The following is a 26,160-nucleotide window of genomic DNA, read 5'->3' as shown; positions in this document are numbered from 1 at the left end:
TCATGCCGTCGACTCTAACGCCAACTCCGGCCGGGGACGCAGTTCCAACGCCTCGTCCGCCGCCGGGCCGGTGGTCAGCAGGTCGGTCAGCCAGCCGTGACCGGGCAGCCGACCGTACGGCTGGATGTCGATCCACGGGCGCAGCACGAAGGCGCGCAGGTGGGCCCGGGGGTGCGGCAGGGTCAGCTCCGCGTCGTCGCTGAGCACCGGCTCGCCGTCGTCGCCCCAGACCGCGATCACGTCCACGTCGAGGGTGCGCGGCCCGAACCGCCGCTGCGGGTCCCGGACCCGACCGGCCGCACGCTCCGCGTCGCGGGCCCGCTCCAGCCAGTCGCGCGGGGTCGCGCTGTCGTCCTGGGCGAGCACCACCGCGTTGAGGTACGCGGGCTGGTCGGTGTCACCCCACGGTGGAGTCTCGTACACCCCGGAGAGTACGAGCACCGCGTCGCCGAGGGTGGCGACGGCCGTACGCAGGTGCTCCAGGCGATCGCCCAGATTGCTGCCGAGCGAGAGAACCGCCCGGGTCACCGGGCACGCGCCCGGGTCATGGTGACGGCCACGTCGGTGAAGGTGTGCGGCACCGGAGCCTCCGGCTTGTGCACCGTGACCGTCGCGGAGTCGACCCGAACGTCTGCCAGGCAGACCGTGAGGAGCCGGTCCGCGAGGGTCTCGATCAGGTTGACCGGCTCGCCGGTCACCACCGCGACCAGGCGTTCGGCCAGCTCGCCGTAGTGCACGGTGGCGGTGACGTCGTCGCTGGCCGCGGCCGGGCCGAGGTCCAGCTCCAGGACGGCGTCGACAACGAAGTCCTGCCCCTGTGCGCGTTCGAAGTCGTACACCCCGTGCCGGCCGTGCGCCCGCAGGCCGGTCAGCTGGATCCGGTCCGTCGTCATCGCCGTACCTCGTGTTCGTGATCGTGTTGCGCTCGCCAGTGGTCGCGGGACGCGGCGGCGAGACGGGGACTGCCGGTGGCGGCCCAGACGGCGAGCGCGTCGGTGGTGGCCCGCACGTCGTGCACGCGTACGCCCCAGGCGCCCGCGGCGACCGCCAGCACGCTGGTGGCCACGGTGGCCGCCTCCCGCTGGGCGGTCGGTCGCGGCGTGCCGTCCGGGGCGGCGAGCAGGCCGCCGAGATACGACTTCCGGCTGGCCCCGAAGAGCAGCGGGTAGCCGAGGTCCAGCAACTCCGGCAGGCGGGCGCTGAGCTCCCAGTTGTGGGCGGCCGTCTTGGCGAAGCCGAGCCCGGGGTCGACGACGAGACGGTCGGCGGCCACCCCGGCGGCCAGCGCCGCGTCGATCCGTTGGGCCAACTCGGTCCGCACGTCGGCCACCACGTCGGTGTAGGTGGCCAGCTCGCGCATCGCCCGGGAGTGGCCACGCCAGTGCATCAGCACCCACGGGCAGCCCGCGTCGCGGACCACGCGGGCCATGTCCGGGTCGGCCAGGCCACCGGAGACGTCGTTGACCACGGCCGCGCCTGCGGCCAGCGCGGCCTCCGCCACCCGGGCGCGGCTGGTGTCGACGCTCACCGTCACACCGGCGGCGGTCAGCTCACGGATCACCGGCAACACCCGCTCGGCCTCGGTCGCGGCGTCGATCCGCTCAGCGCCCGGACGGGTCGACTCGCCGCCGATGTCGACCAGGTGCGCGCCGGCGTCGCGCAGACGGACGCCGTGTCCGACGGCAGCGTCCAGGTCGGCGTACCGTCCGCCGTCGGAGAAGGAGTCCGGCGTGACGTTGAGGACGCCCATCACCACCGGGCCCGAGGCCCGCACCAGATCGGTCACGACTAGACGGTACCGGTCGCGGCAGCGGCGCCCAGCGACCCGGGTCGACCCTATGGCACTGGCCCTGACGTGCCAATTAGAACAGGTGTACTATCGGTCATCCGGGCAGCATCGGGCAGGCCCTTCGCGGCTTGTCGCAATCCGGGGCGGCCCGTACGCTTTGGAATTGGCCAGCATCGAGATGGCGAAGCTTGGAGGGAGGGCCGAAGCGGGGGAAATCCGCCCAAACCTCGCCACCCTCCGTGGTGAGTAACGAACACAGGGTCAAGAACGCCATGCCCTGTGGAGCACTTTTCCCGCAAGGCTTGCCTATTGCACCGCCGCGGCACCGCCGGCCGCGCTATGGGGAGGTTCCAGTGATCGCCTTCGAGCTCATGGAGACGGCGTCGTCCGGCGTCGCCCACGCGCTCTCCACCCTGGCGTCGACTCCACTCGCGGAGCCGGCACCGAAGGGGATCGACACCAACAGTGTCGTCACCTTCTTCGCCAGCAAGATCGCGCCGATCCTGCTCGCCGTCCTGGGCGTCATCTTCATCGGGCGTGCCAGCCGAGGCGAGATCTCCAAGGTGCTGACCAGCTCCGCGATCGCCATCGTCGGGCTCGCCTTCATCGCCGGCGCGGCAACACTCTTCTTCGTCGGCGATTACCTGATCGACCTGATCTTCGAATAGGCGCGTTCACCAGATGCGGCTGCGCACCGACGACGACATCTACCGGGCCCGCCTGGTCTACCTCGGGCCGCCCGGTTACACCCTTCCGGTCCACCTGCCCTACGCCCAGTACGGGCTCTTCATCCTGCTGGTCCCCCTCTACATGTTCATCCACTGGCTGTTCACGTTGACGGTCGAGCTCTTCCCGGCCTGGGAGATCGCGCTCGCCATCGTGACCACGTCGTTCATCTTCCGGCACGTCGACCCCGATCGGCCGGCGCGGGTGGTCATCCGCACCGCGCTGACCGACTGGCGACGCACCCGGGAGCCGGCCGTCGAGCAGCGTGATCCGCGTCTGGTCGGCAGCCGGATCAGGATTCGGGAGGAGCTGGCATGACCGGAAGCACGGCGAACGGTCCGTCACCGGACGCGGGCACGGGTCTGCCGACAGTCGCTGAGGCGGTGGCATGAGCCGCTCCTCCACGCCGGGTTCCCCGGCCGGCCGCCCAGGCGCGCCGGCCGGTCACCGTGCGCACTCATTCGACTACACCGAAGGCGAGGACGAGGTCGCCCTCGACCCCGCGCTGGTGACATCGCCCGGCCACGGTGCCGTCGGCGTGTTCCAGGCCCCCCGGCCGGTCCCCCGTCGGACCCCACCGGCCGAACCCAGCACCGTGTCGGCCGGTGAGAACGCCGACATCGACTCCCCCTTCCTGGACCTCTTCGGCGGCGGGGCCCGACCCGGCACGACCCGAGCCGTCACGGCCGGCCCGAGCACCCGCGAGCAACCGGCGATCCCGCACCAGCCGCCACCCACCGCCAGCCCGGCACCAGCCCGTGCGGTTCCCGAGGCGGAGCCGCCGTGGACGCCCGCCGACCAGCCCGGCAGCGGTGCCCGAACCGTCGAGGCACGCCACGGAGGCGGCCACCCGACCGAGTCCCGGGTGCCGCACCAGGCCGGCGATCGGCGGCCGATGCGGCGCCCGCCGGACGAGCCCGCCCCGGCCGCCGGCCCCGGGTCACCGGCGGCGGCCACCGACCCCGCCGGCCGGACAGCCGGCGCCCCGCCGAGCCGACCCGCGGCTCAGGCGGCCCGGCCCACCGCACCGGCCCCGCAGCCGGCCAGCATCGCCGGCACTGACCGCCCAGCCCTGGAACGCACGGCGCGGCGGGCCGCCGACCCGGATCGCCCCAGGAGCACCGGCAAGGAGGTCGCCGCACCCCGCCAACGTGCCGCGAGCCGACCGGACCGACCGATCAAGCCGACCCGGGTACGGGCCCCAAAGATCAAGTTCGGAGACCGGGATCCGTCGGTCGAGTTGGCCATCACCGAGATCGCCGGCCACCTGACCTTCACGCCGAACACCGTCACGGCCTGGTACTGGCTGCCCGAGGTCCGCTGGGCGTTCCGGCCGGACGCCGAACGTGAGGCGCTGCTGTCGGCGATCTCCGAGCAGTACGCCGGCCTGGCCGGCTTCCGACTGCACCTGCGCCGCACCACCCGGCCGTTCCCCGCCGACGAGTGGGCCCGCACGATCGACACGCACACCTCGGCACCGCTGCCCGACGTCCCCGGCACCACCGGTTGGGCCGATCACCTGGTCGCCGCCCAACGCCACCTGATGGCGGTCAACCACGCCGAGGGGCAGACCTACCTGGGGGTCACCTTCGCCCGCCGCTCGCTCGGCGACTCGCTCACCGAGCGGCTGCTGCGCACCTTCGGCCGGGGCACCGCCGACGGCGAACGCCGCAAGCTGGGCCGCACCGTCGAGCAGTTCGACGAGGTGCTCGGCGCGTTCGGCATGCGCGGCCGGCGGGTCACCGCCCAGGAGCTGGAATGGCTGCTCTACCGCTCGGTGGCGCTGTGCATGTCACCGCCGAGCACCCTCTCCCCCGTCACCGACGGGCGCTGGGAGCGCGGTGACCTGCTCGCCATGACCGAGCAGGTGGAGCGCTACCGCACCCCGTACGGCTCGACGGTCAAGCTGGTCAACCGGATGACCGGCGAGGAACGGCACGTGGCCGTGCTCGCGGTCGGTCGGATGGAGCCGCTGGAGATCCCGGAACGGCACGAGCCCTGGCTGCACTTCCACGAGCGGCTGCCCTGGCCGATGGAGATCTCCACCCGCGTCGACATCCTCGGCTCCGGTGACTCCTTCCGTAACCTCGAGCACCGGCTGCGGATGATCCGCTCGCAACAGCTCGACTACGCCGAGCACGGCATCGACGCACCCCCGGAGCTGGAGCGGCTCGCCAAGCGCGCGTTGGTGATCGGCGACGAGATGACCACCGGTCTGCCGGTCGACTCGGCCCGAGCACACGGCTGGCACCGGATCGCTGTCGGCGGCCGGACGAGGGAGGAGTGCCTGGAGCGGGCCCGCCGGCTCATCCAGCTCTACTCCCGGGAACTGCGCATCTCGTTGCAGCACCCGAAGAACCAGGACTGGCTGGCGCGCGAATTCATCCCCGGGGAGCCGATCGCCAACACCGGCTACGTCCGGCGCATGCCGGTGCCGTTGCTCGCCGCCGCGCTCCCCCAGGCAGCATCGAACGTGGGCGACCGGCGGGGCGACCTCATCGGCCGGACCGCCGGCACCTGCCGCCGCCCGGTCTTCCTCGACCTGCACTTCCCCATGGAGGTCCGGGAACGCTCCGGGCTCGCGGTCTTCGTCGCCGAACCGGGCGGTGGCAAGTCGACACTGCTCGGCGCGCTGGGCTACCTGGCCGCCCGCCGAGGTGTCCAGGTGACCCTGCTCGACCCGTCCGGCCCGCTGGCCCGCCTCTGCGCGATGCCCGAACTGCGGCCGTACTCCCGGGTGTTGAACCTGACCGGTTCGGAGCACGGCACCCTGGCGCCCTACTCACTCATCCCGACGCCGCTGCGCTCCGAGTTCGGCCCCGGGGCCGCCGGTGACCGGGAGTTCGAGATCGCCGTCTCCAACGCCCGGGCCGAACGGCGGATGCTGGTCCAGGACATCTGCATGATGCTCGTCCCACCGCAGGTGGCCAGGGAGGCGTCGACAGCCACCCTGTTCCGGCACGCCGTCCGGCAGGTCCCCGCCGAGGAAACCTCCACCCTGGACGACGTGGTGAGCTGCCTCGGGCGGCTCGACGACGACGCCGGGAAGGAACTGGCGAACCTCCTGCTGGACACCGCCGAGATGCCGTTGGCCATGCTCTTCTTCGGCCGACCGCCGGAAGGGCTGCTCGGCGCCGACGCGGCACTCACCGTCATCACCATGGCCGGGCTACGGTTGCCCGACCTCAAGATCGAACGTGAGTACTGGTCAGCCGAGGAAGCCCTGGCCCTGCCGATGCTGCACACCGCGCACCGGCTCGCCGTCCGGCGCTGCTACGGCGGCTCGATGTCGTCCCGCAAGCTCGTCGGCCTGGACGAGGCGCACTTCATGGAGGGCTGGCGCTCCGGGCGCTCCTTCCTGGTCCGGCTCGCCCGCGACTCCCGCAAGTGGAACCTGGCCGCGCTGGTCGCCTCCCAGAACCCCCGCGACATCCTCGGCCTCGACGTGCAGAACCTCGTCTCCACCGTCTTCGTCGGCCGCATCGCCGAGGACGCCGAGATCGCCTCCGAGGCCCTGCGGCTGCTGCGGGTGCCAGTCAACGACGGATACGAGGCCACCCTCGCCTCCCTCTCCGCCGCCGACGCCAACTCGGCCGCCCGCCTCGGCTTCCGCGAATTCGTGATGCGTGACGTGGACGGCCGGGTGCAGAAGGTCCGAGTCGACGTCTCGTACGTCGAAGGGCTGCTGGACCACCTCGACACGACGCCCGCCGCGATCGCCGCAGCGGCCGGAGTGCTGCCGAGCATCCCCCTGCCGGATCTGGAGGCGTGACATGGCTAGGGCCTGGGTCAAGGTCCTCGGTCGAGCCGAGGCGGAGGGCCGTGACCGAGGCCCGGGAGCCTGGGCAAGGCTCACGTCGTTCCTGCTCGCCCTCGGCGTACTGGCCGGGGCCAGCCTCACCTGGCCGCTGATCGGCGCGGAGGCCGCCGCCGCCGCACCACCAGCCGCCCAGGCCCGAGCCGACCTCTGCACGACCGCTGAATGGCAAGCCGACTTCCGCGCCTGCGTTGGCAAGCTGCAAGCGGTCAGCGAAGACCAGGTCACTTGCCGGAACGCACCAACCCCGGGTGCGCCGGATTCCGGGCTTGCAGGCTGGTTCGCCGCCGCGCCGCCAACGGAGACCGCGAATGGCGTAGCTGGCCGGTACAGCCTCTATGGCTACGGTGGCTACAGCTACAACACCTATGACATCGGTGGTGGCTGCGCCTCGAGCGTGCTTCATCCGGACTACCAGTTCACCACGACGATCGCCAATGGCGAGTTCATGGCCGCCACGGCAATCATCGGCGCGTCAAATGCGCTCAGAGAGCGCGCCTGGGATCCCGGTTCAATGTGGGGATGGGCGGACCCGCTTGTCGAACAAGCGACCAAGGCCGTCTACCAGAAGGTGTTCAGCGTCTTCGGAATCATTACCCTCTGCGTGGTTGGCCTCTACCTACTCTGGCGCTCCCGGCAATCGGACATGAGCAACGCGATGACCACCGCAGGCTGGGCTTTGCTGGTGATGGTCGCGGTCACAGCGCTGGCCGCCTGGCCGGTCAAGTCGGCAAACATCGCCGACGGTGCACTTGTCACCAGCCTCGGAGTCGTGCATGACGCCGTTGGGCCGCAGGCGAAGGAACCGGACCCGGGGCGGTGCATCGAGCCCGACCGCTGCAAGGATCTTCGCGCCCCTGCTGTCCGAGCCAGCGACACCGCTACCGAGACAATGCTCTACCGGAACTGGCTTCGGGGCGTATTAGGTTCAGCAGATAGCGAGACGGCGCTAAAATACGGCCCCGCACTTTACGATGCGAAATCTCTCACCTGGGGTGAGGCCAAGTCCATGCGCGCCAGCTCGGCCGCCCGGGAAGCGACGATCAAAGCCAAGCAGCAGCAGTGGGCGCGGGTGGCGCAGCAGATCAAGGACGAGGATCCAGAGGCATACGAGTACCTTCAGGGCGTACGCGATATGGACCGGGTCGGCGCAGGGTTTATTGCTGTGCTCGCGGCCGCGCTCTTCGCAATGTTCGACCTCACCGCGTCGTTGCTGGTCCTGCTAGGTTTCCTGATCTTCCGGTGGGCGGTGATCGCGGCACCCATCCTGGGCACCATCGGGCTGCTCCGGCCGGCCAGCGCCGGGCTGCGGCGACTAGCGAACGCCGTGGTCGCCGCGCTGTTCAACATTGCCATCTTCGGCACCGGGGCTGCGATCTACCTGTTCGCCGTCGATCTGATCATGAGCACCCCCACAATGCCGGGTTGGCTTCAGGTGGTGCTGGTGTGGCTCTGTGGGGTGGTCGGATGGCTGCTGCTGCGGCCGTACCGACGGATCACCCAACTCGGCGGCAAGGACAGCAGCGAAGCGGTGAGCTCGGCCGGCTCCTGGCACCGCCGGTTCTTCCGCGACATGCGGACCGCAGCGCGGCTGGACGTGGCGGAGCCGGGCGGCACCGCCGAGCCGGTGGGCGGGCGTCGACGGTCACCCGACGCGGAGCAGACCCGGCTACGACCGGAGGCGCGACGGGAGGACCCGGCCCTGGTGCCGGCCGCCGCGGCCGAGGGCCGGCGCACCGAGACGGTGCGTCCGGACGGTCGAGAGCGGCCCGATGAGGCGCCCGCCGAGGAGGGTCGCGGTCGGAGCCGCCCGGTGGCCCCGCAGCCCCGACGCCGACAGCCGGCGACCTGGACCGAACCCGATGTACCGGCTGAGAACCCGTCGTTCGTGGTCTACCGCCCGGGCTCCTCCGAACGAGCGCCGGATCGCACCGGACCTCGGGTGCGCTCAGAGGCGAGGTGACAGCCATGCGACGGGCGTTGGAGTTCCTCTTCACCCGGGCGCTGCGGTCCCGGCTGGGCATTGCCCTGTTGATCGGGGTGGTGGTTGTCGGTGTGCTCGGGGCGGCCCGGCTGGTCGGCAACCCGGTCGATTCGACGGATGGGTTGAGCAACCGTCCGGATGGACCGATCATCACTGTGGACCCGACAGCCGGTGACGACGGCCTGCTCAACAGCGCGGCTCCGCCGTCACCCGTGACGTCGCCCGGTGCCCGCACCCCCGAACAGACCGCCGACCGCTTCGCCGCGGCCTGGCTGGGTCGCCCCGGGATGACCACCGAAGACTGGCAGGCTGGCCTGCGGCCGCTCTCCACACCGGCGCTGAGGGAAAAGTTGACCGGCGCCGAGCCCGAGAGCGTGCCGGCCGAGAAGGTCACCGGTCCGCCGACCATGCGGGAGCGGACCGAGACGTTCGTCGAGCTGCTGCTCCCCCTCGATAGCGGCCGGCTCCGGCTGGAGCTGGTCACTTCCGACAATGGTTGGCTGGTCGACGTTCTGGACTGGGAGCGGCCGTGAGCGACGTTGATAGCCCCACCCGCCGCCGGCCCCGGCTCGGCCTGATCGCCGCGGTGCTCACCGGGATGCTGCTCCTGCTCTGCTGCACGGGCGGCACCGCGGCGTTCTTCCTCACCGGGCTCGGCGGCGACGACGCCGAGAACGGGGACGCCCTCGCGGGCATGGAATGCGGACCGATCCGAGCGGTGAACGTCGCGGGCAAGCTGCCGCGGTTTGCCGAGTACGGCGACAGCCAGGTCCGCAATGCCGCGATCATCATCAAGGTTGGTCAGGACATGGGCGTGCCGTCGCGCGGCTGGGTGATCGCCCTCGCCACCGCGATGCAGGAATCCGCCCTTCGCAACCTGGCGAACAGCGGCGTACCCGAGTCCCTGGCCCTGCCCCACGAGGGCGTTGGCGCGGACCACGACTCGCTGGGCCTGTTCCAGCAGCGTCCGGGGTGGGGCTCCGTCGCCGAGCGGTTGAATCCGGCGTACGCGGCCCGCAAGTTCTACGAGAAGCTCGTCAAGGTTCAGGGCTGGCAAGGCCGACCACTGACAGTTGTCGCGCAGCGGGTGCAGGTCAGCGCGTACCCGGACGCGTACGCCAAACACGAAGAGGTGGCCAGCCGGATCGTGGACGCGCTGGCCGGCGGTGCGGCCCGTACCGTCGAGATCAATGGCAAGGCGGTGTGCGACGCGGCGGAGCGCGGCCAGATCGCCGCCTCCGGCTGGACCGCGCCGATACCCGGCAGAGTGGGCTCCGGTTTCCGCACCGCCAGCCGACCCAGCCACAACGGCGTCGACATCGGCGCGGCCAAGGGCACCGAGATCCGCGCGGCAGCGACCGGTCGGGTGCTGGTCTCGACCTGCGACGAGGACCACCGCGGCCGCCAGGACTGCAACGTGGACGGATTCCCCGGCAAGGGGGGTTGCGGCTGGTTCGTCGACCTGCTGCACGCCGGTGGCTACATCACCCGGTACTGCCACATGGTGGTCCAGCCCTTCGTCAAGAAGGACCAGATCGTCACGGCCGGTCAGGTGATCGGCAAGGTCGGCAGCAGTGGCAACTCCTCCGGCCCGCACCTGCATTTCGAGGTACACCTGCGCAACAACCGCAGCGCCTCCGGCGCGGTGAACCCTGTCCCGTTCATGCGCGAGCGGGGCGCCCCGCTGCGCGCCGCTGAGTGAGGTCACCGCGGGGATGACCGGTCCATTGCCCGACCCGTTCGCCGACCAGCCCGACTGGGCACCGCAACCACCTCGGCCGCTGGCCATCGTCCCCGCGACGGAGCGGGTCGACCTACGCGGGCGGCGGGTGCTGGTCGGGTTGCCCGGGCTGGGTTGGCGTGGCGATCTGCGCGCGGACGACCGGGTGGTGCAGAACGCCCGGACCTACGTGCCGGTGATCCCCGAGCACGAGTGGTACCGGGCCGAAGCCGAGCAGGTCGAGGTGTTCGCTCCGCTGGTGCCGGTGGAGCGGGTCTGGGTGGAGACCGTCGGCAGCCGACCGGTGGTGGATGGTGCCCGGGACACCGGCATCCGGTTGGTCTCGCTGGACGGCCCGGCGCACCGGGCTCCCACACCGGTCTTCGAAGCCGACGCGGTCACCGGGCGGCGGGTGGTGCACGTCGAGAACGGCCTGGAGCACCGTGACCTTCGAGCGGTCACCGAGACCTACTCGGGCGCCGAAGGGGACATCTGCGTGCGGATCACACCCGAGGTGGAGTGGTACCGCTGGGCCTGGCGCGGCCAGTCACCCACCACGCTGGAGGTTCCGGTTCATTTGTTGTGGATTGAATGAGGGTCAACTGACTCTGGAGCCAGCGCAGACGCGCCACCCTTCCCTGTCTTGCAGATCGAACCGCCAAGTGTCGGTCAAGCTCTGATGTATTCCGTCGATCGCGGCGCTCCGTCGAATGACAGCGATCACAGATGCTTCGGCGGCAGCAGCTTCAACAACAGCAACGTCTTCGATGTTGATCGAAAAAGAGACGCCCAATTCCTGCTCTCGTCGGGCTACGTCCACTGCGAATTCATCGACCGAAGAAACTGCGCCGTCGCAGGTGAACAGCTTCGCTCGGTTCGAATCGCGGGAGACTAGCGTCGCCTGAAGGTAGTTGATCACCGTAACGTCTGGCGTGCTGCGGTCGGGCGTGGAGGCGCGGTCGTACCAGACGTAGGCGGTGGCGATTCCGCCGAGACACAGCAGCGCGAGCACGCCAGCGGCGACAGTGAGCACCGTCCGCATCCGGCGGCGTGGGGGCTGCGGTGCCGGCGCTGCCGGGGCGGGCGGCAGCTGCTCGGACGGTGTCCGCTGGGCCGGTACGCGGGAGACCTGGGAACCGGCGGGGGGCTGCACTGATTCCACCTCCTGAAGTTATCGGCTGGACGCTCCGGAGCCAATGCCTCAGATCCAGCGGATCGTGACGGACCCCTCCCCACCGGTGAGATCCGCGACAACACCGGCGCAGCGCCGAGGCACCTCCCGGAGGTGTGCCCGCGGCTGGGATACCGTCTCTGCTTGGGGAGGGGTTGCCAACCTCGGGTAGAGGGGGTGGACGCGGTGGCCGGTCCGAAGGCTCGCACGAACCGCGCCGCAGCCCTGCACCGTCGGGCGGCGGCTGTCGCGACCGCGGCTGCCGGGATCCTGGACGAGACGCGGCCGGCTCCGGCGGATCAGCGCCGTCAGTACGAGGTGGCTGACCGGCTACGGTCGGCTGCGGCGTTGTTGGCTCCGGGTTGGGCGGGCGCGGCGCTGGATTCACTTTCCGTGGACTCGCCGGCTGGTGATGGTCCGCCGCCGTTCGTGCGGGTCGGCACCGCGGCGCCGTTGGACGACGCTCGTTTCCCCGCGTTGGTGCCACTTGTCGGCACCGGTCATCTCAGCGTGGACGTTGACGCGCGTGAGCCGCGGGTGGCGGGGTGGCTCCGGGCCGTACTCCTGCGGTTGTTGGGTGCGGCGCCGGCGGGTGCCCTGTTGATTCGCGCGGTGGATGCCACCGGAGCGGTGTTGACGCCGTTCGGGGCGCTCGCGGATGCCGGTCTGCTGCCGCCGCCGGCGGTGGATGTGGCGGGTCTGCGTGCGGTGCTGACCGAGGCCGAGCAGTGGGTCACGCCGGGGGCGAGTGGGCGTCGTCGTCACGACCGGACGCTGTTGCTGGTGGTGGCCGCGTTGCCGGAGTCGACCGGTCCGACCGATCTGGCGCGCATCGAGACGTTGGCCGAGCAGGGGCCGGCCGCCGGGCTGCACCTGGTTGTTGCGGGTTGGCCTCCCGCCGGCCCGTACTCGGCCCGGGCACCGCTGCCGCTCAGCACTGCGCTGGCGTTGCGTAATGCGTACGCGCTGCTCGGTGACCCGCCGGGGGCGTCGTTCGCCGGGCCGGGCGCGGATCCGCCGGGTGGTTTGAACTCTCCGGTCTTCGTGGAGTCGGACCCACCGGCCGAGTTGGTCGACGCGGTCTGTCGGCGGCTCGCCGAGCAGGTGGAGGCGGGTTCCCGGTTGGCGTTGGGGGCCCTGCTGCCACCGACGGGTGAGCGGCTGTGGGAGTCGGACTCGGCCGACGGTTTGACCACGACGGTCGGCGATGCCGGGGGCCGGTCGGTGTCGCTGGGTTTCACCGAGTTGACCCCGCACTGGCTGGTGAGCGGCCGGTCCGCGGCGGCCCGTGCGGCGTTCCTGACCACCGCGCTGCTCGGCCTGGCTGCCCGGTACGGCCCGGATGACCTGGCGTTCTACCTGGCGGATCTCGGCGACGGCGAGTCCTTCGTGGAGTTTTTGCAGACCGAGCGGGACCGGTCGTGGGTTCCGCAGGTGCGGGCGGCGGCGATGGCCGCCGACCGGGAGTACGTCAGGGATCTGCTTGAGGAGTTGACGGCCGAGGTCCAGCGTCGCACGGAGGCGGGTGCCCGGGCCGGGGGGCAACGCTTCGCGGAGTTGCGTCAGCATCAGCCGCTGCCGCGGATCGTGTGCGTGGTGGACAATGTGCCGCTGCTGTTCGCCGGGCGGGATCGGCTGGCCGCCGAGGTGGCCGCCCAGTTGGACGGGCTGGCCCGGGCCGGTCGGGCGTACGGCGTGCACCTGGTGTTGGCCGGTGCGGGTGAGTTGGGGTTGAGTGCGCGCACCGACGCCGGTCATCGGGATTCGGTGCTCGGGCAGTTTCCGGTTCGGGTGGCGCTGCCGGGTGGCAGTCCGGTGTTGGAGCCGACGAACGACTCGGCAGCCGGTCTGCCGGTGGGCAGTGCGGTGGTGAACACGGCCGGTGGGCTCGGCGGTCCGCGGGGTGCGATCCGGGGTCACGAGCGGTTGATCCGCCACCCGGATCCACAGGATCATCCGGAGGTCGTGGAGGCGTTGCGGCACGAGTTGTGGGCGGCGCGTCCGACCGGGTCGGTGCCGCCGGTGGTCTTCGCTGGTTACGCCCGGCCCCTGCTCGGCAACGATCCGCGCCATCGGGCGGCCCTGGCGGGGCAGGCGCACGGGCCGGCCGCCCTGTTGGGCCGGGCGGTGGACGTGGCCCGTTCGACGGTTGCGGTGCCGTTGGGGCCGGCGGCCGGGCGCAACCTCGCGGTGCTGGGGTCGGGCACCGCGGCGGGCGGGCTGTTGGCGACGGCGGCGCGGAGCACAGCGGCTCACCACGCACCGGGTGGCGCCCGTTTCCTGGTGGCGGCACCGGACCCGGGCTCCCGGGCGTTGGCGCAGGCGTTGACGGCCGAGTTGGCGGCCCGGCATTCGGCCGAGTTGGTGGATCTGCCGACGCTGCTCACGGACGACGGGGCCGACGACCTGCCGACGTACCTTGTGGTGTTCGGGCTGGACCGGCCGGGTCCTCGGGAGTTGCCGGTGGACCGGCTGCGGTCGCTGCTGCGGGACGGGCCTCCGGCGGGCAGGCATCTGCTGGGCTGGTGGCGTGCGGTGCCGCCGTTCGCGGCGTTGTTCGAGCCGGCGGGCGAGGTCGACAAGCTGGCCGCGGTCGCAGTGCTGGACGTGCCGGTCGCGCAGCTCACCGCGGTCTTCGGCCGGCCGGTCGAGTGGCAGGCGCGCCCCGACCGGGCGGTGCTCTGGGACGGCCCGGACGAGCGGGGCACCGTCCTGGTGCCGTTCGCCGACGCGGCCGGCTGATCGGGTGGCGCGGGTGGGGGGTGCCGAGGTGAATTCGAACGCGACGGTGACCGGGCCGGGTCGACAGCGGACCGCTGCGGCGACCGGGGACGCCTCGCTGCCGGCGGTCGAACCCAGCACGGCCTGGGCGGGGTATCTTGCGGCCTCCCGCCAGTTGGACGGGGTACGCCGTAGCGCTGCTGCGGCTGCCGGTGAGCAGGCCCGGTCGGCGGAGGCCGCGCGGGAGGAGTTGACGGTGGTCCGTACCGGGCTGGCGAGCCAACAGGAACGGCTGCGTGAGTTGGGCGTACCGGCGATCTCTCTGGTGCCGTCGCCGCCGGAGGTGTCGGAGGCGGCGCGGTCGATGGCGGGTGGTCCGGCGGCCGTGCTGGCGGCGTTGCGGTCCGCGCGGGGGTGGGCCGAGGCGGCGGACGCGGCGTTGGCCGCGCGCCGCCGGATCCGGCCGGGGTCCTGGCCCGCGCGAGCGCGCAACCTCCTGGTGTACGGGCCGTTTGCGCTGCTGGTGCCGTTGATCCAGGTCGTGGTGCTGGCGGCGACGGGGGTGGGACCGGCGACCGTGGCGGCGTTGATCTGCGGGCTGCCGATGCCGGCGGTCGCGTTCGTCGCGGGTTGGATCGGCATCGGGCGGCTGTACCGGGTCGATCCCACCGAGCGGTTGGACCGTACGGCGCGTTTCGGCGCGTTGGTGTGCCTGGTGCCGGCGGTGCTGGCCACGGCCGGGCTGCTGCTGGCCCTGCTCGCCGGCTGACGGGCACCCCTGGGGAATGCAACGGCCGGCCGTCCCCCGGGGGGTCGGCCGGCCGTGGTGCGTCGGGTTGTCAGCGGGGGATGATCAGCGCCATCGCCTCGGCCCGCGACTTGGAGTCCGTCTGCAGGATGCCGCGTACGGCCGACGTGATGGTCTTGGCACCGGATTTCTGGATGCCTCGCATCGCCATGCACATGTGTTCGCATTCGAGCACGACGACGACGCCGCGGGGTGCGAGTTTGCTCATCAGCAGGTCGGCGACCTGCGAGGTGAGCCGCTCCTGCACCTGCGGGCGACGGGCGAAGACCTCGACGAGCCGGGCCAGCTTGGACAGGCCGGTGATCCGCCCGTCGGGGCCGGGGATGTAGCCGATGTGCGCGCTGCCCCGGAAGGGCAGCAGGTGGTGTTCGCAGAGGCTCATCACGTCGATGTCCCGGACGATGACCAGCTCTTCGTGGTTGGCCTCGAAGGTGGTGCTGAGCACCTGGGCCGGGTCGACCCGCAGGCCGGCGAAGAGTTCGGCGTACGCGCGGGCGACCCGGGCCGGGGTCTGTTGGAGTCCGTCGCGGTCCGGGTCCTCGCCGACCGCGATCAGGATCTCGCGGACGGCCTTCTCGATCCGGCCGAGGTCGACAGCGTCCTCGACGGGACGGCCGGTCAGCTTGCCGCTGATCAGCCGCGCGGCGACGTAGTCAAGCTCGTCGTCGCCGTCGGGTTCGGTCGCGGAAACGGCCAGCTCCCGGTGAGGGGAGCTGGCCGTCGGGTCGTTGCTCAGTGCGTGCCGTCCGAGTTGTTGGACGGCGCCACGCCGCCGACCGACGCCTGCGCGCCGTCGGCCTGGGCCTGCGCCTTGAGCTTGTCCTTCTCCGCAGGGGTGAGCACGGGCGGCTCGGTGGAGGGCTGACGCTTGCCGAAGCCGTTGTACGGCGCCAGCGGCGGGCGCTTGACCACCCGGGAGCAGATGCGCGCCATGTCGGCGGTGGAGAGGGTTTCCTTCTCCATCAGCTCGAGCACGATGTTGTCCAGGACGTCCCGGTATTCCACCAGGATCTCCCAGGCCTCGTCGTGCGCCAGCTCGACGAGTGCCCGCATCTCGCCGTCGATCTCGGCGGCCACCGAGTCCGAGTAGTCCCGCTCGTGGCCCATGTTGCGGCCGAGGAACGGCTCGTCCCCGCTGGTGCCGTACTTGATGGCGCCGAGCTTGGAGCTCATGCCGTACTGGGTGATCATCGCGCGGGCCAGTTGGGTGGCCTTCTCGATGTCGTTGCCGGCACCGGTGGTGGGCTCGTGGAAGACCAGCTCCTCAGCGGCCCGGCCGCCCAGCGCGTACGCCAGGGTGTCGATCATTTCGGCGCGGGTCTGGGTGTACTTGTCTTCGGTCGGGAGCACCAGGGTGTGGCCCAGCGAGCGGCCACGGGACAGGATCGTCACCTTGTGCACCGGCGCGGCGTGCGGCAGCGCCCAGGCGACCAGCGCGTGGCCACCCTCGTGGTACGCGGTGATCTTCTTTTCCTGGTCGCTCATCACGCGGGTCCGTCGCTGCGGACCGGCGATCACCCGGTCGATCGACTCCTCGAGCGAGTCGTTGGTGATCGCGCGCTGGTCCTTACGGGCGGTGAGCAGGGCCGACTCGTTGATCACGTTGGCCAGGTCGGCGCCGCTGAAGCCCGGGGTGCGCCGGGCCACCGAGTCGAGGTCGACGTCGGGGGTGAACGGCTTGCCCTTGGCGTGCACCCGCAGGATGGCCTTGCGGCCCTCCATGTCGGGGGCGTCGACCGGGATCTGCCGGTCGAACCGGCCCGGGCGCAGCAGCGCCGGGTCGAGGATGTCCGGCCGGTTGGTGGCGGCGATCAGGATGACGCCGCCCTTCGTGTCGAAGCCGTCCATCTCGACGAGCAGCTGGTTGAGCGTCTGCTCCCGCTCGTCGTGGCCGCCGCCCATGCCGGCGCCGCGGTGCCGGCCGACGGCGTCGATCTCGTCGACGAAGACGATCGCCGGGGCGTTCGTCTTGGCCTGCTCGAACAGGTCACGGACCCGGCTCGCGCCGACACCGACGAACATCTCGACGAAGTCGGAGCCGGAGATGGAGTAGAAGGGCACCCCGGCCTCGCCGGCGACCGCGCGGGCCAGCAGCGTCTTGCCGGTGCCGGGCGGGCCGAACAGCAGCACGCCCTTCGGGATCTTGGCGCCCAGGGCCTGGTACTTCGCCGGGTTCTGCAGGAAGTCCTTGATCTCGTGCAGCTCCTCGACGGCCTCCTCGGCACCCGCGACGTCCGCGAAGGTCGTCTTCGGAGTGTCCTTGGTGATCATCTTGGCCTTGGACTTGCCGAAGTTGAGCACCCGGGAGCCGCCGCCCTGCATCTGCGACATGAAGAACAGCAGCAGGAGGACGAGCAGCGCGATCGGCAGCAGGTTGACCAGCAGGCTCACCCAGATGCTGTCCGAGGAGACCTTGGCGTCGGCGGGGCCGGTGACCCGGTTGTTCGCCTTGGCGTCCAGCACCTCGTTCCAGATCTGGTCACCAGCCTGGTACGGGAACTGGGCCTCGATCCGGTCGGTCTCGGTCTTGCCGAACTTCGTCTTCTGGGCCAGATCCAGCTGGAGCGTCTGCTCCTTGTCCTGGAAGACAACCTTATTGATCTTGGCGGTGTGCAGTTGATCGAGCGCAACGGAAGTGTCCACGCGGTGGTAGCTGGGACCAGCGGTGAACAGCTGACTGAGCACAACGGCGCCGAGGATGACCAGGATGATCCAGACCACCGGTCGGCGGAAGAAACGCGTACGTTCCATACTGTTGTCGAGCGCCGGAGCGCCCGCATCCTCCTGATCGACGTCCTGACCGTCTGATGGTGTCGCCGCGCTGAGCGGCGGCCGGAGCCGCCGTGCGGGCCGGCTCGACCCCGAGACGCGAAAACTGCCGCGCCGCGGTCATTCGACGGTACACCGTGTACGCGAGGAGTGAGCTTGCGAGCCCCGCAGTCGTACACAATCACAGTGGTGTGCGCGAGGAGTGAGCTTGCGAGCCCCGCAGTCGTGCACCATCAAAAGACCGAGGACGCCGACAGCGAGCCTGCGAGCCTCCGCACCCGGCGCGCCTTCGACATCGACGACACACACCGTGGGCAGGCCCACCAGCCCCGCAGCCAACGTACGGCGAGTCCGGGTGGAGCCGGCGTGGCGGGGAGTCCGGCTCGGCCACCCGAACGCCCGGTCACGCGATCGAGAGGGTCGAGCGCGGAGTAACCTCCGGGCCACCGTGCTACACGGTAACCGCATCAGCTGAGAGCGCGCTGAACGTCGGCTTGATGGATGCCGATGCGAGTTGGGCTCATTCCGCCCGAGGAGCCACCCCGACGGGGTCGGGCCCGTCGTCAGGAACGGGCGTAGACCTCGGGCTTGAGCACCCCGACGTAGGGCAACTCCCGGTAGCGCTCACCGAAGTCGAGGCCGTACCCGACCACGAACTCGGTGGGGATGTCGAAGCCGACGTACTTCACCGGGACCGGCACCTTCACCGCGTCCGGCTTGCGGAAGAGCGCGACCACCTCGACGCTCGCCGCCGACCGCGACTCGAGGTAGCGCAGCAGCCAGGAGAGCGTGAGGCCGGAGTCGACGATGTCCTCGACGACGACCACGTGCCGACCGGCGATGTCGCGGTCCAGGTCCTTGAGGATGCGGACGACCCCGGAGGAGGTGGTGCCCTGGCCGTAGGACGAGATGGCCATGAAGTCGAGCTCCGCCGGCGGGCCGTTGCGGCCCAGCGCCCGGGCGAAGTCCGCCATGAACATCACCGCACCCTTGAGGACGCACACCAGCAGCAGCCCGTCGCCCACGTGGGCGTAGTCGGCGGAGACCTGCTTGGCCAGCTCCGCCGTCTTCTCGCGGATCTGCGCCTCAGAGATGATCACGTGGTCGATGTCGGCGTCGTACCAGGAGCCGTCAGCCATGACTCCTAGCCTGCCGTACGTCTGCTGGCCTCCGTCGGCGGGGCCGCACCTTTTGGCGCGGTCCCGCCGAGGATTTTCTGGGCAAACAACGCTAATCACATCAGTTGGTACGTGACCGCCAGCGGCGGCCGTCGTCGCTGGGCTTCCAGTCGGCCGAGTCGTGGCTGTCGACGGTGAGGCCGGCCGCCGAGGCGGCGACGAGCAGGACGAGGAACAGGAGGAAGAGCAGGAACTCCATGGCGGCGCTCGCTTTCGCATGATTGCTATCGGTTTCGCCGCCGGTGCGCACCGGACTGAGACCAGTCTGCGACCTGCCGGAGCAACCGGACAGTGGCAGGAATGCCATCGGTCATCGATTTACTGCCACCTGTCGGGTTACCCTCGTCACATGCTGCGGTCAGTTGCCGTCCTCGCCCTCGACCAGGTCGCTCCCTTCGAGCTCGGCGTACTCGCCGAGGTGTTCGGCACCGACCGGACGGCCGACGGTTTCCCCGCCTACCGCTTCCAGGTGTGCAGCCCCGACGGCGATCCCGTGCGGACCTCGTCCGGCTTCCACCTGACCCCGCACGCGGACCTCGGCCCGGTCGACGAGGCCGACCTGGTGGCCATCCCCGCGCACAGCCAGGGCACCACCGTCCCCGGCCCGGTGCTCGACGCGCTACGCCGGGCCGACGCCCGCGGAGCGCACCTGTTCAGCGTCTGCTCCGGAGCGTTCCTGCTCGGCGCGGCCGGCCTGCTCGACGACCGCGAGTGCACCACCCACTGGCGGCACGTGGACGAGCTGCAACGCCGCCACCCCCGCGCCCGGGTGCGCTGCAACTCGCTCTACGTCCAGGACGGCCGGCTCCTCACCAGCGCCGGCACCGCGGCCGGCATCGACGCGTGCCTGCACCTGATCCGCCAGGAACACGGCTCGGCCACCGCGACCCGGCTGGCCCGGCGGATGGTGGTCCCGCCGCACCGCGACGGCGGCCAGTCCCAGTACGTCGAGGCGCCCATCCCGAAGGCGCCCGAGGCGCCCACCCTCGAACCGGTGCTGGAGTGGATGATGGGCCACCTGGACCGGACGATCACCGTGGAGGAGCTGGCCGCCCGCGCCGGCATGGCACCCCGCACGTTCGCCCGCCGGTTCCGCGCCGAAACCGGCACCACCCCGCACGACTGGCTCACCAACCAGCGGGTGCTGCTCGCCCGCCGGCTGTTGGAGGAGACCCCGTTGAGCGTGGAGGCGGTCGCCGACCAGTCCGGCTTCGGCGACGCCGCCGCGCTGCGCCACCACTTCAGCCGCCGGGTCGGCGCCACCCCGCACAGCTACCGGACCACCTTCCGGGACCGGGCACACAGCGGCTGACCGGACAGCTCAGCCCGGCGTCAGTCGGCCGTCGCGACGCAGCACCCGGACACCCCCGGGCAGGTCGGCCGGGCCCTGACCGTGCCAATCGGTGACCAGGGCCTCCAGCGCGGCGACGTGCCGGTGCGACAGCGCGCCCGGAGGCGCGCCCAACTCACGCGCCCAGGCGTGCAGCAGCCGACCACGTACGGCGGGCACCAGGCCCAGCAGCGCCGGAACGGACAGCCCTCCGTCGGGACACCGGGCCGCCGCCAGCGCCGTCCCCGCCAACTCGTCGAGCGCGGCGTTGTCGGCCGCCACCAGCCGGGCGGTACGCGCGAGGTTGTCCACCACACCGGGACCGAGCGCCCGCACCAGCGCCGGCAGCAGGTCGGCCCGCACTCTCGACCGGGCGTACGACGGGTCGGTGTTGTGCGGGTCCTGCCACGGACTCAGCCCGAGCACGGCGCAGGCGGCCCGGGTCTGGTCCCGACCCACCTCCAGCAGCGGGCGCAGCAGCGGCACCCCACCCAGATCCCGCCGGGCGGGCATCCCGGCCAGCCCGCGCGGACCGGAGCCCCGGGCGAGCGCGAGCAGCACCGTCTCCGCCTGGTCGTCGCGGGTGTGCCCGGTGAGCACCGCTACCGCGTTCTGCTGCCGGGCCATTTCGGTCAGCGCCTGGTAGCGGGCCTCACGGGCAGCCGCCTCCGGCCCGCCGGGACGCCCGGCCACCTGCACCCGGACCACCGTCGCCGACGCGAACCCGACCTCCCGACCCCAGGCGGCCACCGCCTCCGCGCGGGCCCCGGAGCCGTCCTGCAACCCGTGGTCGACGGTGACGAGCGTCGCGGTGCGGCCCAGCCGAGGTGCCACGAACACGGTGGCCGCGGCGAGCGCCAACGAGTCGGCCCCACCGGAGCAGGCGACCAGCACACCGCCGGACGGCAGACCGGTCAGGGCGCGGCGTACCGCCACCCGGATCGCGGCCACCGGCGGGGCGAGCGCGGCCACCGGCGGGTGGTCAGCCGGCGGCCGGGACGGTGCCGGCCGGGCCGTGCACCCGCGCGACCCAGGCGTCCGGGTCGCCCAGCTCCGACAGTCGGGGCAGGGTCAGCGGCGAGTTGAAGATCGAATTGAAGCCGTCCATGCCGACGCGCTCCACCACGCCGTGCACGAACTTGCGCCCCTCGGCGTACTGGCGCATCTTGACGTCCACCCCGAGCAGCCGGCGAATCGCCTTCTCCAGCGGGTTGCCCGCCTCCCGGCGTCGGTTGAACGACGCCCGGATCCGCTCGACGCTCGGGATCACCTGCGGGCCGACGCCGTCCATCACGAACTCGGCGTGCCCCTCCAGCAGGGTCATCAACGCGGTGAGCCGGTCCAGTACGGCCCGCTGCGCCGGGGTCTGCACGATGTCCAGCACGCTGGTGCGGCTCTCCGGGTCGCGGACCGCCTCGGACAACGTGGCCACCCCGCGCCGCAACCGCTCGACCAGGTGCTCGCTCCCGCTGGACGAGGCGTCCACGAACGCCTGCACCTCGCTGAGGAAGTAGGCCCGCATCCACGGCACGGCCGTGAACTGGGTGCGGTGGGTGACCTCGTGCAGACACACCCAGAGGCGGAAGTCCCGGGGGTCGGCGCCGAGCTTGCGCTCCACCTCGACGATGTTCGGTGCGACGAGCAGCAACTGGCCCGGTTCGGCCGAGAAGACCTCGTACTGGCCGAGCACCCGGCCGGAGAGGTAGGCCAGCACCGTGCCGGCCTGCACCCCGGTCAGCCGGGACCCGATCGCCTCGGTCAACGCGCCCGGTTGCTTGTCGCCGGAGAGCCGACTCACCAGCGGGGTGATCACCTCGCGGAGCCCGGCGATGTTGGTCGCCGCCCAGTCGCGGCGGTCGACCACCCGGACCGGCGGATGCGACACCTGCGCCCGCAGCCCCGTGTAGTCGGCCACGTGCCCGGCCGCCTCGTCGGTCAGCCGGCGCAGGTCGCCGACCACGTCGGTGGCTTCGGCGTACGACACGCGGGGGCCAGACTTGCTCAACGCCCCCGCCGTGGCGGCGGCCAGATCCCAGTCCACGAACTGCGCCATGGACCCACCGTACCCGCGCCGCGACACCCCGGCCCGGGCTCGCGCCCTCGATCGACACCGATGGCGACCCCGTCCCGCCGGGGCGGCGCAGGTCAGCCGCAGCCGCAGCCGGCCAGCGCGGCGGTGATCCGGTCCAGCGCCGGCTGGGCGGTCTCCCTGCCCCCCGGCACCTTGTCGGTGAGCACCGCGAAGGTCAACAGCCGACCGTCGGCGGTGGTGACCAGGCCCGCGATGGAATGCACCTGGGTCAGCGTGCCGGTCTTGGCCCGGACGCTGCCCGCGCCGGCGGCGGTGCCCGCGGTGTTGCGGTAACGCTCGTTCAGCGTCCCGGACCAACCGCCCACCGGCAGACCACCGAAGACGCCTGCCAACTCCGGGTGGTCCGGGCTGGCGGCCAACCGGATCAGATCGGTCAGCAGCGACGGGCTGATCCGGTTGCGACGGGACAGGCCACTGCCGTCGGAGACGCTGATCTCGTCGGCGGGCAGGCCCAACTCCGCCACCTCGGCGTCCATGGCGGCGGCGCCCCCGTCGAACGAGGCCGGCTGGTTGCGGGCCAACGCGACCTGACGGGCGAGCGCCTCGGCGACCAGGTTGTCGCTCTCGCTGATCATCACGTCGACGAGCCGGATCAGCGGCGGAGACTGCACCACTCCCAACTCGGTGCCCGGTGCCGGGCTGGGGCCCGCCGCGGCCTGGGCCGGGGCCGAGCCACGCTTCACGGCGTCGGTCGGCACTCCGAGCAAACGGGCGAACGCCTTGCCGGCGGCCAGGTCCGGCTCGGCGAAGCGCTGGGCGGACCCATGTTCGACGCCCGGGTCCGTACGCGCGCCGTCGGTCATCAACGCGGTCACCGCGCCGCCCGACCCACCGGTGGGGATGTCGTCGTCCCAGCCCGGGCCGTAGACCGGCCCGGAGTAGACCGAGCCGTCGACGGTGACGCTCGTCGGCGGTGTCCCGCCGAGCGCCGAACGCACCTGGGCGGCCAGATCGTCGAGCCGTGCCGCTCCCGGGTAGTAGCCCTTCTTGTCGACCGCCAGGGTCGGGTCACCGCCACCGACGATCACCACCTCGCCGGCCTTCGCGCCGGCCACCGCACGAGTGGGGATCCGGTAGCCGGGCCCCCGGGCCGCCAGCACCGTCACCGCGGTCACCAGCTTGGTCACCGAGGCGGGGACGGTGCCGTCGTCCGCCCCCTTGGCGAACAGCGTCTGACCGGTGATCACGTCGGCGACCGAGACGTTCACCCGGTCACCCAGGGCGGCGACGCCGACCAGGGGGTCGAGCACGGCACGGACCCCGTCGGGGGTGGGCACCGGGGCGTTCGAATCGGGGCCGGCCAGCACCTCCGACGGGGCGGGGTCCGGGGGCACGCCGCCCGCGTTCGGCCCGGCCGCGGCGTCGTCGCCCAGCCACCCGGCGACCGGGCCGGGACGGGTGATCACCACTGCGACGCTGGCGAGCACCAGCACGAGCACGGCGGCCAGCACCAGCGGCAACCGTCGGCGGCGCGACGCGGGCGAGGGCTGGGGGGTGGGCGAAGGCTGGGGGGTGGGTGTGGCGCCGGCCGGTGCCGGCAACGCGGAGATCGGCGGGCCCACCGGGGGGACCCCACCGGGGCCGGCACCGAACGACGGGCTGACCGGCGCCGGGCTGACCGGGACCGTGGCACTGCCGCGTGGCGGGCCACTCCCCGGCCGCTCACCGCCGGCTACCGGGAAGTGACCGGTGTTCGGGGTCGGGGTCGGTGACGCCGGACCGGCCGGCGGACGCCAGGGCAGCGGCGGGGGCCGCTCGGGCACCGTCTCCGGTGCCGTGTTCGGTGCTTCGGGAGCCCGAGGGAGGTGAGCCTCCGGCACCGGGACCCGTCCCTTGGCACTGCCCGAGCCGGATCGTCCGGTACCGTGCGCGGAGCCCCCGTCCGGGCGGTAGTGTGAATCTTCCCTCCCCACGACCCCCTCCTCCCCCAGCGAAAATCGGCTTGGGTGACACTACTTCGGTCCGAAGACTATGCGGCGGCCGGAGTCGGCGGGTGGGCATTCACCTGTCCGGAGGGCAGCCAGTGGTTCCGTTAGCCAGCGTGGGCAGACGAGGGAGCGTGCAGATGGATTTCGACGTGACGGTTGAGATCCCCAAAGGTCACCGGAACAAGTACGAGGTGGACCACAAGACCGGCCGGATCCGGTTGGACCGCACGCTCTTCACCTCCACCCAGTACCCGGCCGACTACGGGTTCATCGAGGGCACGCTGGGCGAGGACGGCGACCCGCTCGACGCCCTCGTGCTGGTCCCCGAGCCGACCTTCCCGGGTTGCCTAATCCGCTGCCGCACCATCGGCATGTTCCGGATGACCGACGAGAAGGGCGGGGACGACAAGGTCCTCTGCGTGCCCTACGAGGACCCCCGCCAGGAGCACCTGCGCGACATCCACCACCTGGGCGAGTTCGACCGCCTGGAGATCCAGCACTTCTTCGAGGTGTACAAGGACCTGGAGCCCGGCAAGTCGGTGGAGGGCGCGACCTGGGTCGGCCGTACCGAGGCCGAGGCCGAGATCGTGGCCTCCTACCAGCGGGCCAGGGACGCCGAGGCACGCGGCGAGTCCATCCACTGACACACCCTGACGCACCGGGCCCGAGGGTCGCTCAACCGAGCAGCCCTCGGGCCCGGTCGTACAGGTCGAGCACCGCGCAGGCGATCGGCACCACCGCCACCACCAGTGCCGTGTCGGTGAGGTCCGCGACCCTCCCGACGTACGGCGAGACCGGCCGGCGGGCGTACCCGGTGCCGCTGGCGACTGCCACCACGGCCAGCGCCGCCCCGCCGAGGACCAGCACCAACCGCCCGGTCTCGTCGGCCCGACCGACCAGCGCCGCGCCCAGCACCGCGTAGCCGGCCAGCCCGGCGAGCACCGTCGGCACCCGCTGTCGCAGCGCCACGAACAGCCGCGACCGCAGCAACAGCACGGCCGAGGTGACCGCCACCAGCACCCGACCGGCAGTGCCACCGGAAACCACGAGTACGACCGCTGTGGCCGCCGCCAGCAGGGCGTGGCCGATCAGCATCCCGGTGAGCATCTCCTCGGTGCGGATCACCGCGGCGTGCACCCGGCCCCGGTCCGGCAGGTCCCGGGGCCGCTCCGGCTCCGGCACGGGCGTCGAAGCCGGCAGGGTGATCGGCGGCAGCGGCAACCTGCCCAGCCGGATGGCCAGCAGCGGGATCACCCCGACGGCGAAGACCAGTGCGCTGAGCAGCACCGCCGCCGTACCGGCCGTGGTCATCAGCAGCGCACCGAGCGCGGCTCCCGCACCGATCAGCCCGACCGTGACACCGGCCACGAAGACCCGCAGCCGGCTGGCCACCCCGAGGAAACCGATCAGCGCCACCAGCAGCAGCGCGACCGAGCCGGCCAGCAGTTCGGGGGCGCCCACCCAGCGGGCCGGCCCGAACGGTCCGACCGGGTCGCCGGAGCCGACCGCCAGGGCGCCGGCCGTGAACGCGTAGGGCAGCGCGTAGCCGCCGAGCGTCGCCCCGGCGGCACCGTCGCCGTTGGCCCGGGAGGCCACCGTGGCGGCGACGGTGAGCACCAGGGCCACCGCGCCGGCCGCCAGCCAACCGGCCCGGTGGGCCGGGCCACCGGCGAGCAGCGCGAGCAGTCCGACGGCGAGCGGTACGGCGGCACCGGCCAGACCGGCCGCCCGGGTGGCGGTGGGCGACCAGGCGCCACCCCGGCGACGGGCACCCTCGGCGATCGCCTCGATGACGTCGTCGTACTCCAACTCGGGCCAGTGCGCGCGGGCCGGCACGAGGTGCAGCACCTCACCGTCGCGGACCCCCTGCGGCAGCAGCGCCTGTGCCGTCACCAGTAGCGCCCCGTCGGTGCGTCGGAGCACCCAACCGCCGTGCTGCTCGCCGTCGTCGGCCAGCCCGACACCGGCGTGTCGGAGCACGTCGGGCAGCAGCTCGGCCAGGGGCACCTGCTCCGGCAGGGCGACGTCCACCCGTCGTTGCGGCGCGCTGATGGTGACGCGTGCCAGCCCGGTAGTCATCGACTGGTCTCCATATCGACTGGGATCGGAGGCTGCGCGGACGACAGG

General features: G+C 71.9%; 23 protein-coding genes. 11 read left to right on the top strand and 12 right to left on the bottom strand.

The annotated features are described in order from the left end of the window. Genes folK through folP form a run of 3 tightly spaced genes read right to left on the bottom strand, consistent with a single transcriptional unit; the run spans nt 1 to nt 1,786 of the window. The gene (gene folK, locus QCZ28_RS04825) at nt 1–528 is read right to left on the bottom strand and encodes a 2-amino-4-hydroxy-6-hydroxymethyldihydropteridine diphosphokinase (RefSeq protein WP_279515401.1); all 528 of its coding nucleotides are present in this window, start codon (nt 526–528) and stop codon (nt 1–3) included. Continuing rightward, a complete protein-coding gene (gene folB, locus QCZ28_RS04820) occupies nt 525–893 on the bottom strand; it encodes a dihydroneopterin aldolase (protein ID WP_279515400.1) in 369 nt (122 codons plus the stop codon). The genes folK and folB overlap by 4 nt, the downstream gene beginning before the upstream one ends. Continuing rightward, nucleotides 890–1,786, bottom strand: coding sequence for a dihydropteroate synthase (gene folP, locus QCZ28_RS04815; protein WP_279515399.1), 897 nt, complete (start codon nt 1,784–1,786; stop codon nt 890–892). Before folP ends, folB begins: the two co-directional genes overlap by 4 nt. Before the next feature lie 356 nt (nt 1,787–2,142). Between folP and QCZ28_RS04810 the strand changes: the two genes are divergently transcribed. From QCZ28_RS04810 to QCZ28_RS04780, 7 genes are all read left to right on the top strand, one after another. Further along, a complete protein-coding gene (locus QCZ28_RS04810) occupies nt 2,143–2,457 on the top strand; it encodes a hypothetical protein (protein WP_074315118.1) in 315 nt (104 codons plus the stop codon). A 13-nt stretch (nt 2,458–2,470) separates the two neighbouring features. After that, a complete protein-coding gene (locus tag QCZ28_RS04805) occupies nt 2,471–2,833 on the top strand; it encodes a hypothetical protein (protein WP_030327985.1) in 363 nt (120 codons plus the stop codon). A gap of 70 nt (nt 2,834–2,903) precedes the next feature. Continuing rightward, nucleotides 2,904–6,287 (top strand): ATP-binding protein, encoded by a 3,384-nt coding sequence (locus QCZ28_RS04800; protein ID WP_279515398.1) that lies wholly within the window; start codon nt 2,904–2,906, stop codon nt 6,285–6,287. A 1-nt stretch (nt 6,288) separates the two neighbouring features. Then, nucleotides 6,289–8,295, top strand: coding sequence for an MFS transporter (locus tag QCZ28_RS04795; RefSeq protein WP_279515397.1), 2,007 nt, complete (start codon nt 6,289–6,291; stop codon nt 8,293–8,295). After that, complete coding sequence (locus QCZ28_RS04790) at nt 8,292–8,849, top strand: hypothetical protein (protein WP_279515396.1); 558 nt, start codon at nt 8,292–8,294, stop codon at nt 8,847–8,849. Before QCZ28_RS04795 ends, QCZ28_RS04790 begins: the two co-directional genes overlap by 4 nt. A gap of 65 nt (nt 8,850–8,914) precedes the next feature. Continuing rightward, a complete protein-coding gene (locus tag QCZ28_RS04785) occupies nt 8,915–10,018 on the top strand; it encodes a M23 family metallopeptidase (RefSeq protein ID WP_279515573.1) in 1,104 nt (367 codons plus the stop codon). Nucleotides 10,019–10,031: 13 nt separating this feature from the next. Beyond that, nucleotides 10,032–10,631, top strand: a complete 600-nt coding sequence (locus tag QCZ28_RS04780; protein ID WP_210862880.1) for a hypothetical protein — start codon at nt 10,032–10,034, stop codon at nt 10,629–10,631. A 3-nt stretch (nt 10,632–10,634) separates the two neighbouring features. Here the strand turns inward: QCZ28_RS04780 and QCZ28_RS04775 are convergent, their stop codons facing one another. Then, a complete protein-coding gene (locus QCZ28_RS04775) occupies nt 10,635–11,069 on the bottom strand; it encodes a hypothetical protein (RefSeq protein WP_347815085.1) in 435 nt (144 codons plus the stop codon). A 315-nt stretch (nt 11,070–11,384) separates the two neighbouring features. Here QCZ28_RS04775 and QCZ28_RS04770 point away from each other — a divergent pair, with 315 nt between their 5' ends. After that, nucleotides 11,385–13,949, top strand: coding sequence for an FtsK/SpoIIIE domain-containing protein (locus QCZ28_RS04770; RefSeq protein WP_279515394.1), 2,565 nt, complete (start codon nt 11,385–11,387; stop codon nt 13,947–13,949). A 97-nt stretch (nt 13,950–14,046) separates the two neighbouring features. Further along, nucleotides 14,047–14,697, top strand: a complete 651-nt coding sequence (locus QCZ28_RS04765) for a hypothetical protein (RefSeq protein ID WP_279515572.1) — start codon at nt 14,047–14,049, stop codon at nt 14,695–14,697. Nucleotides 14,698–14,767: 70 nt separating this feature from the next. Here QCZ28_RS04765 and folE read toward each other — a convergent pair whose 3' ends face one another. The 4 genes from folE to QCZ28_RS04745 all read right to left on the bottom strand — a co-directional run bounded on the left by folE (nt 14,768) and on the right by QCZ28_RS04745 (nt 18,882). Continuing rightward, a complete protein-coding gene (gene folE, locus QCZ28_RS04760; RefSeq protein WP_030328001.1) occupies nt 14,768–15,433 on the bottom strand; it encodes a GTP cyclohydrolase I FolE in 666 nt (221 codons plus the stop codon). A gap of 35 nt (nt 15,434–15,468) precedes the next feature. Next, nucleotides 15,469–17,487 carry an ATP-dependent zinc metalloprotease FtsH gene (ftsH, locus tag QCZ28_RS04755; protein WP_279515393.1) on the bottom strand — a complete coding sequence of 673 codons (2,019 nt, stop codon included), beginning with the start codon at nt 17,485–17,487 and terminating at the stop codon, nt 15,469–15,471. Nucleotides 17,488–18,068: 581 nt separating this feature from the next. After that, a complete protein-coding gene (hpt, locus tag QCZ28_RS04750; RefSeq protein WP_030328005.1) occupies nt 18,069–18,644 on the bottom strand; it encodes a hypoxanthine phosphoribosyltransferase in 576 nt (191 codons plus the stop codon). A gap of 100 nt (nt 18,645–18,744) precedes the next feature. After that, nucleotides 18,745–18,882: a hypothetical protein gene (locus QCZ28_RS04745; RefSeq protein WP_238659545.1), complete on the bottom strand. Its 138-nt coding sequence runs from the start codon at nt 18,880–18,882 to the stop codon at nt 18,745–18,747. A 150-nt stretch (nt 18,883–19,032) separates the two neighbouring features. Here QCZ28_RS04745 and QCZ28_RS04740 point away from each other — a divergent pair, with 150 nt between their 5' ends. After that, nucleotides 19,033–19,995, top strand: a complete 963-nt coding sequence (locus QCZ28_RS04740; RefSeq protein WP_279515392.1) for a helix-turn-helix domain-containing protein — start codon at nt 19,033–19,035, stop codon at nt 19,993–19,995. A 9-nt stretch (nt 19,996–20,004) separates the two neighbouring features. Here the strand turns inward: QCZ28_RS04740 and tilS are convergent, their stop codons facing one another. The 3 genes from tilS to dacB form a co-directional block, all read right to left on the bottom strand. Further along, nucleotides 20,005–20,985 carry a tRNA lysidine(34) synthetase TilS gene (gene tilS / locus QCZ28_RS04735; protein WP_279515391.1) on the bottom strand — a complete coding sequence of 327 codons (981 nt, stop codon included), beginning with the start codon at nt 20,983–20,985 and terminating at the stop codon, nt 20,005–20,007. A gap of 10 nt (nt 20,986–20,995) precedes the next feature. Continuing rightward, nucleotides 20,996–22,066, bottom strand: coding sequence for a zinc-dependent metalloprotease (locus tag QCZ28_RS04730; RefSeq protein WP_030328010.1), 1,071 nt, complete (start codon nt 22,064–22,066; stop codon nt 20,996–20,998). Nucleotides 22,067–22,158: 92 nt separating this feature from the next. Beyond that, nucleotides 22,159–23,646 (bottom strand): D-alanyl-D-alanine carboxypeptidase/D-alanyl-D-alanine-endopeptidase, encoded by a 1,488-nt coding sequence (gene dacB, locus QCZ28_RS04725; RefSeq protein ID WP_347815088.1) that lies wholly within the window; start codon nt 23,644–23,646, stop codon nt 22,159–22,161. A 524-nt stretch (nt 23,647–24,170) separates the two neighbouring features. On the opposite strand from dacB, the gene QCZ28_RS04720 reads away from it, so the two are divergent. Next, entirely contained in the window at nt 24,171–24,677 is a 507-nt protein-coding gene (locus tag QCZ28_RS04720; protein ID WP_279515389.1) for an inorganic diphosphatase, read from the top strand. Nucleotides 24,678–24,708: 31 nt separating this feature from the next. Here QCZ28_RS04720 and eccD read toward each other — a convergent pair whose 3' ends face one another. Then, nucleotides 24,709–26,112: a type VII secretion integral membrane protein EccD gene (gene eccD, locus QCZ28_RS04715; RefSeq protein WP_279515388.1), complete on the bottom strand. Its 1,404-nt coding sequence runs from the start codon at nt 26,110–26,112 to the stop codon at nt 24,709–24,711. Nucleotides 26,113–26,160 lie beyond the last annotated feature (48 nt).

Source organism: Micromonospora sp. DH14 (assembly GCF_029809455.1).
Lineage (GTDB): Bacteria > Actinomycetota > Actinomycetes > Mycobacteriales > Micromonosporaceae > Micromonospora > Micromonospora parva.
Note: the sequence above shows the minus strand (reverse complement) of the source record. Positions and strands in the feature narration are given on the sequence as shown.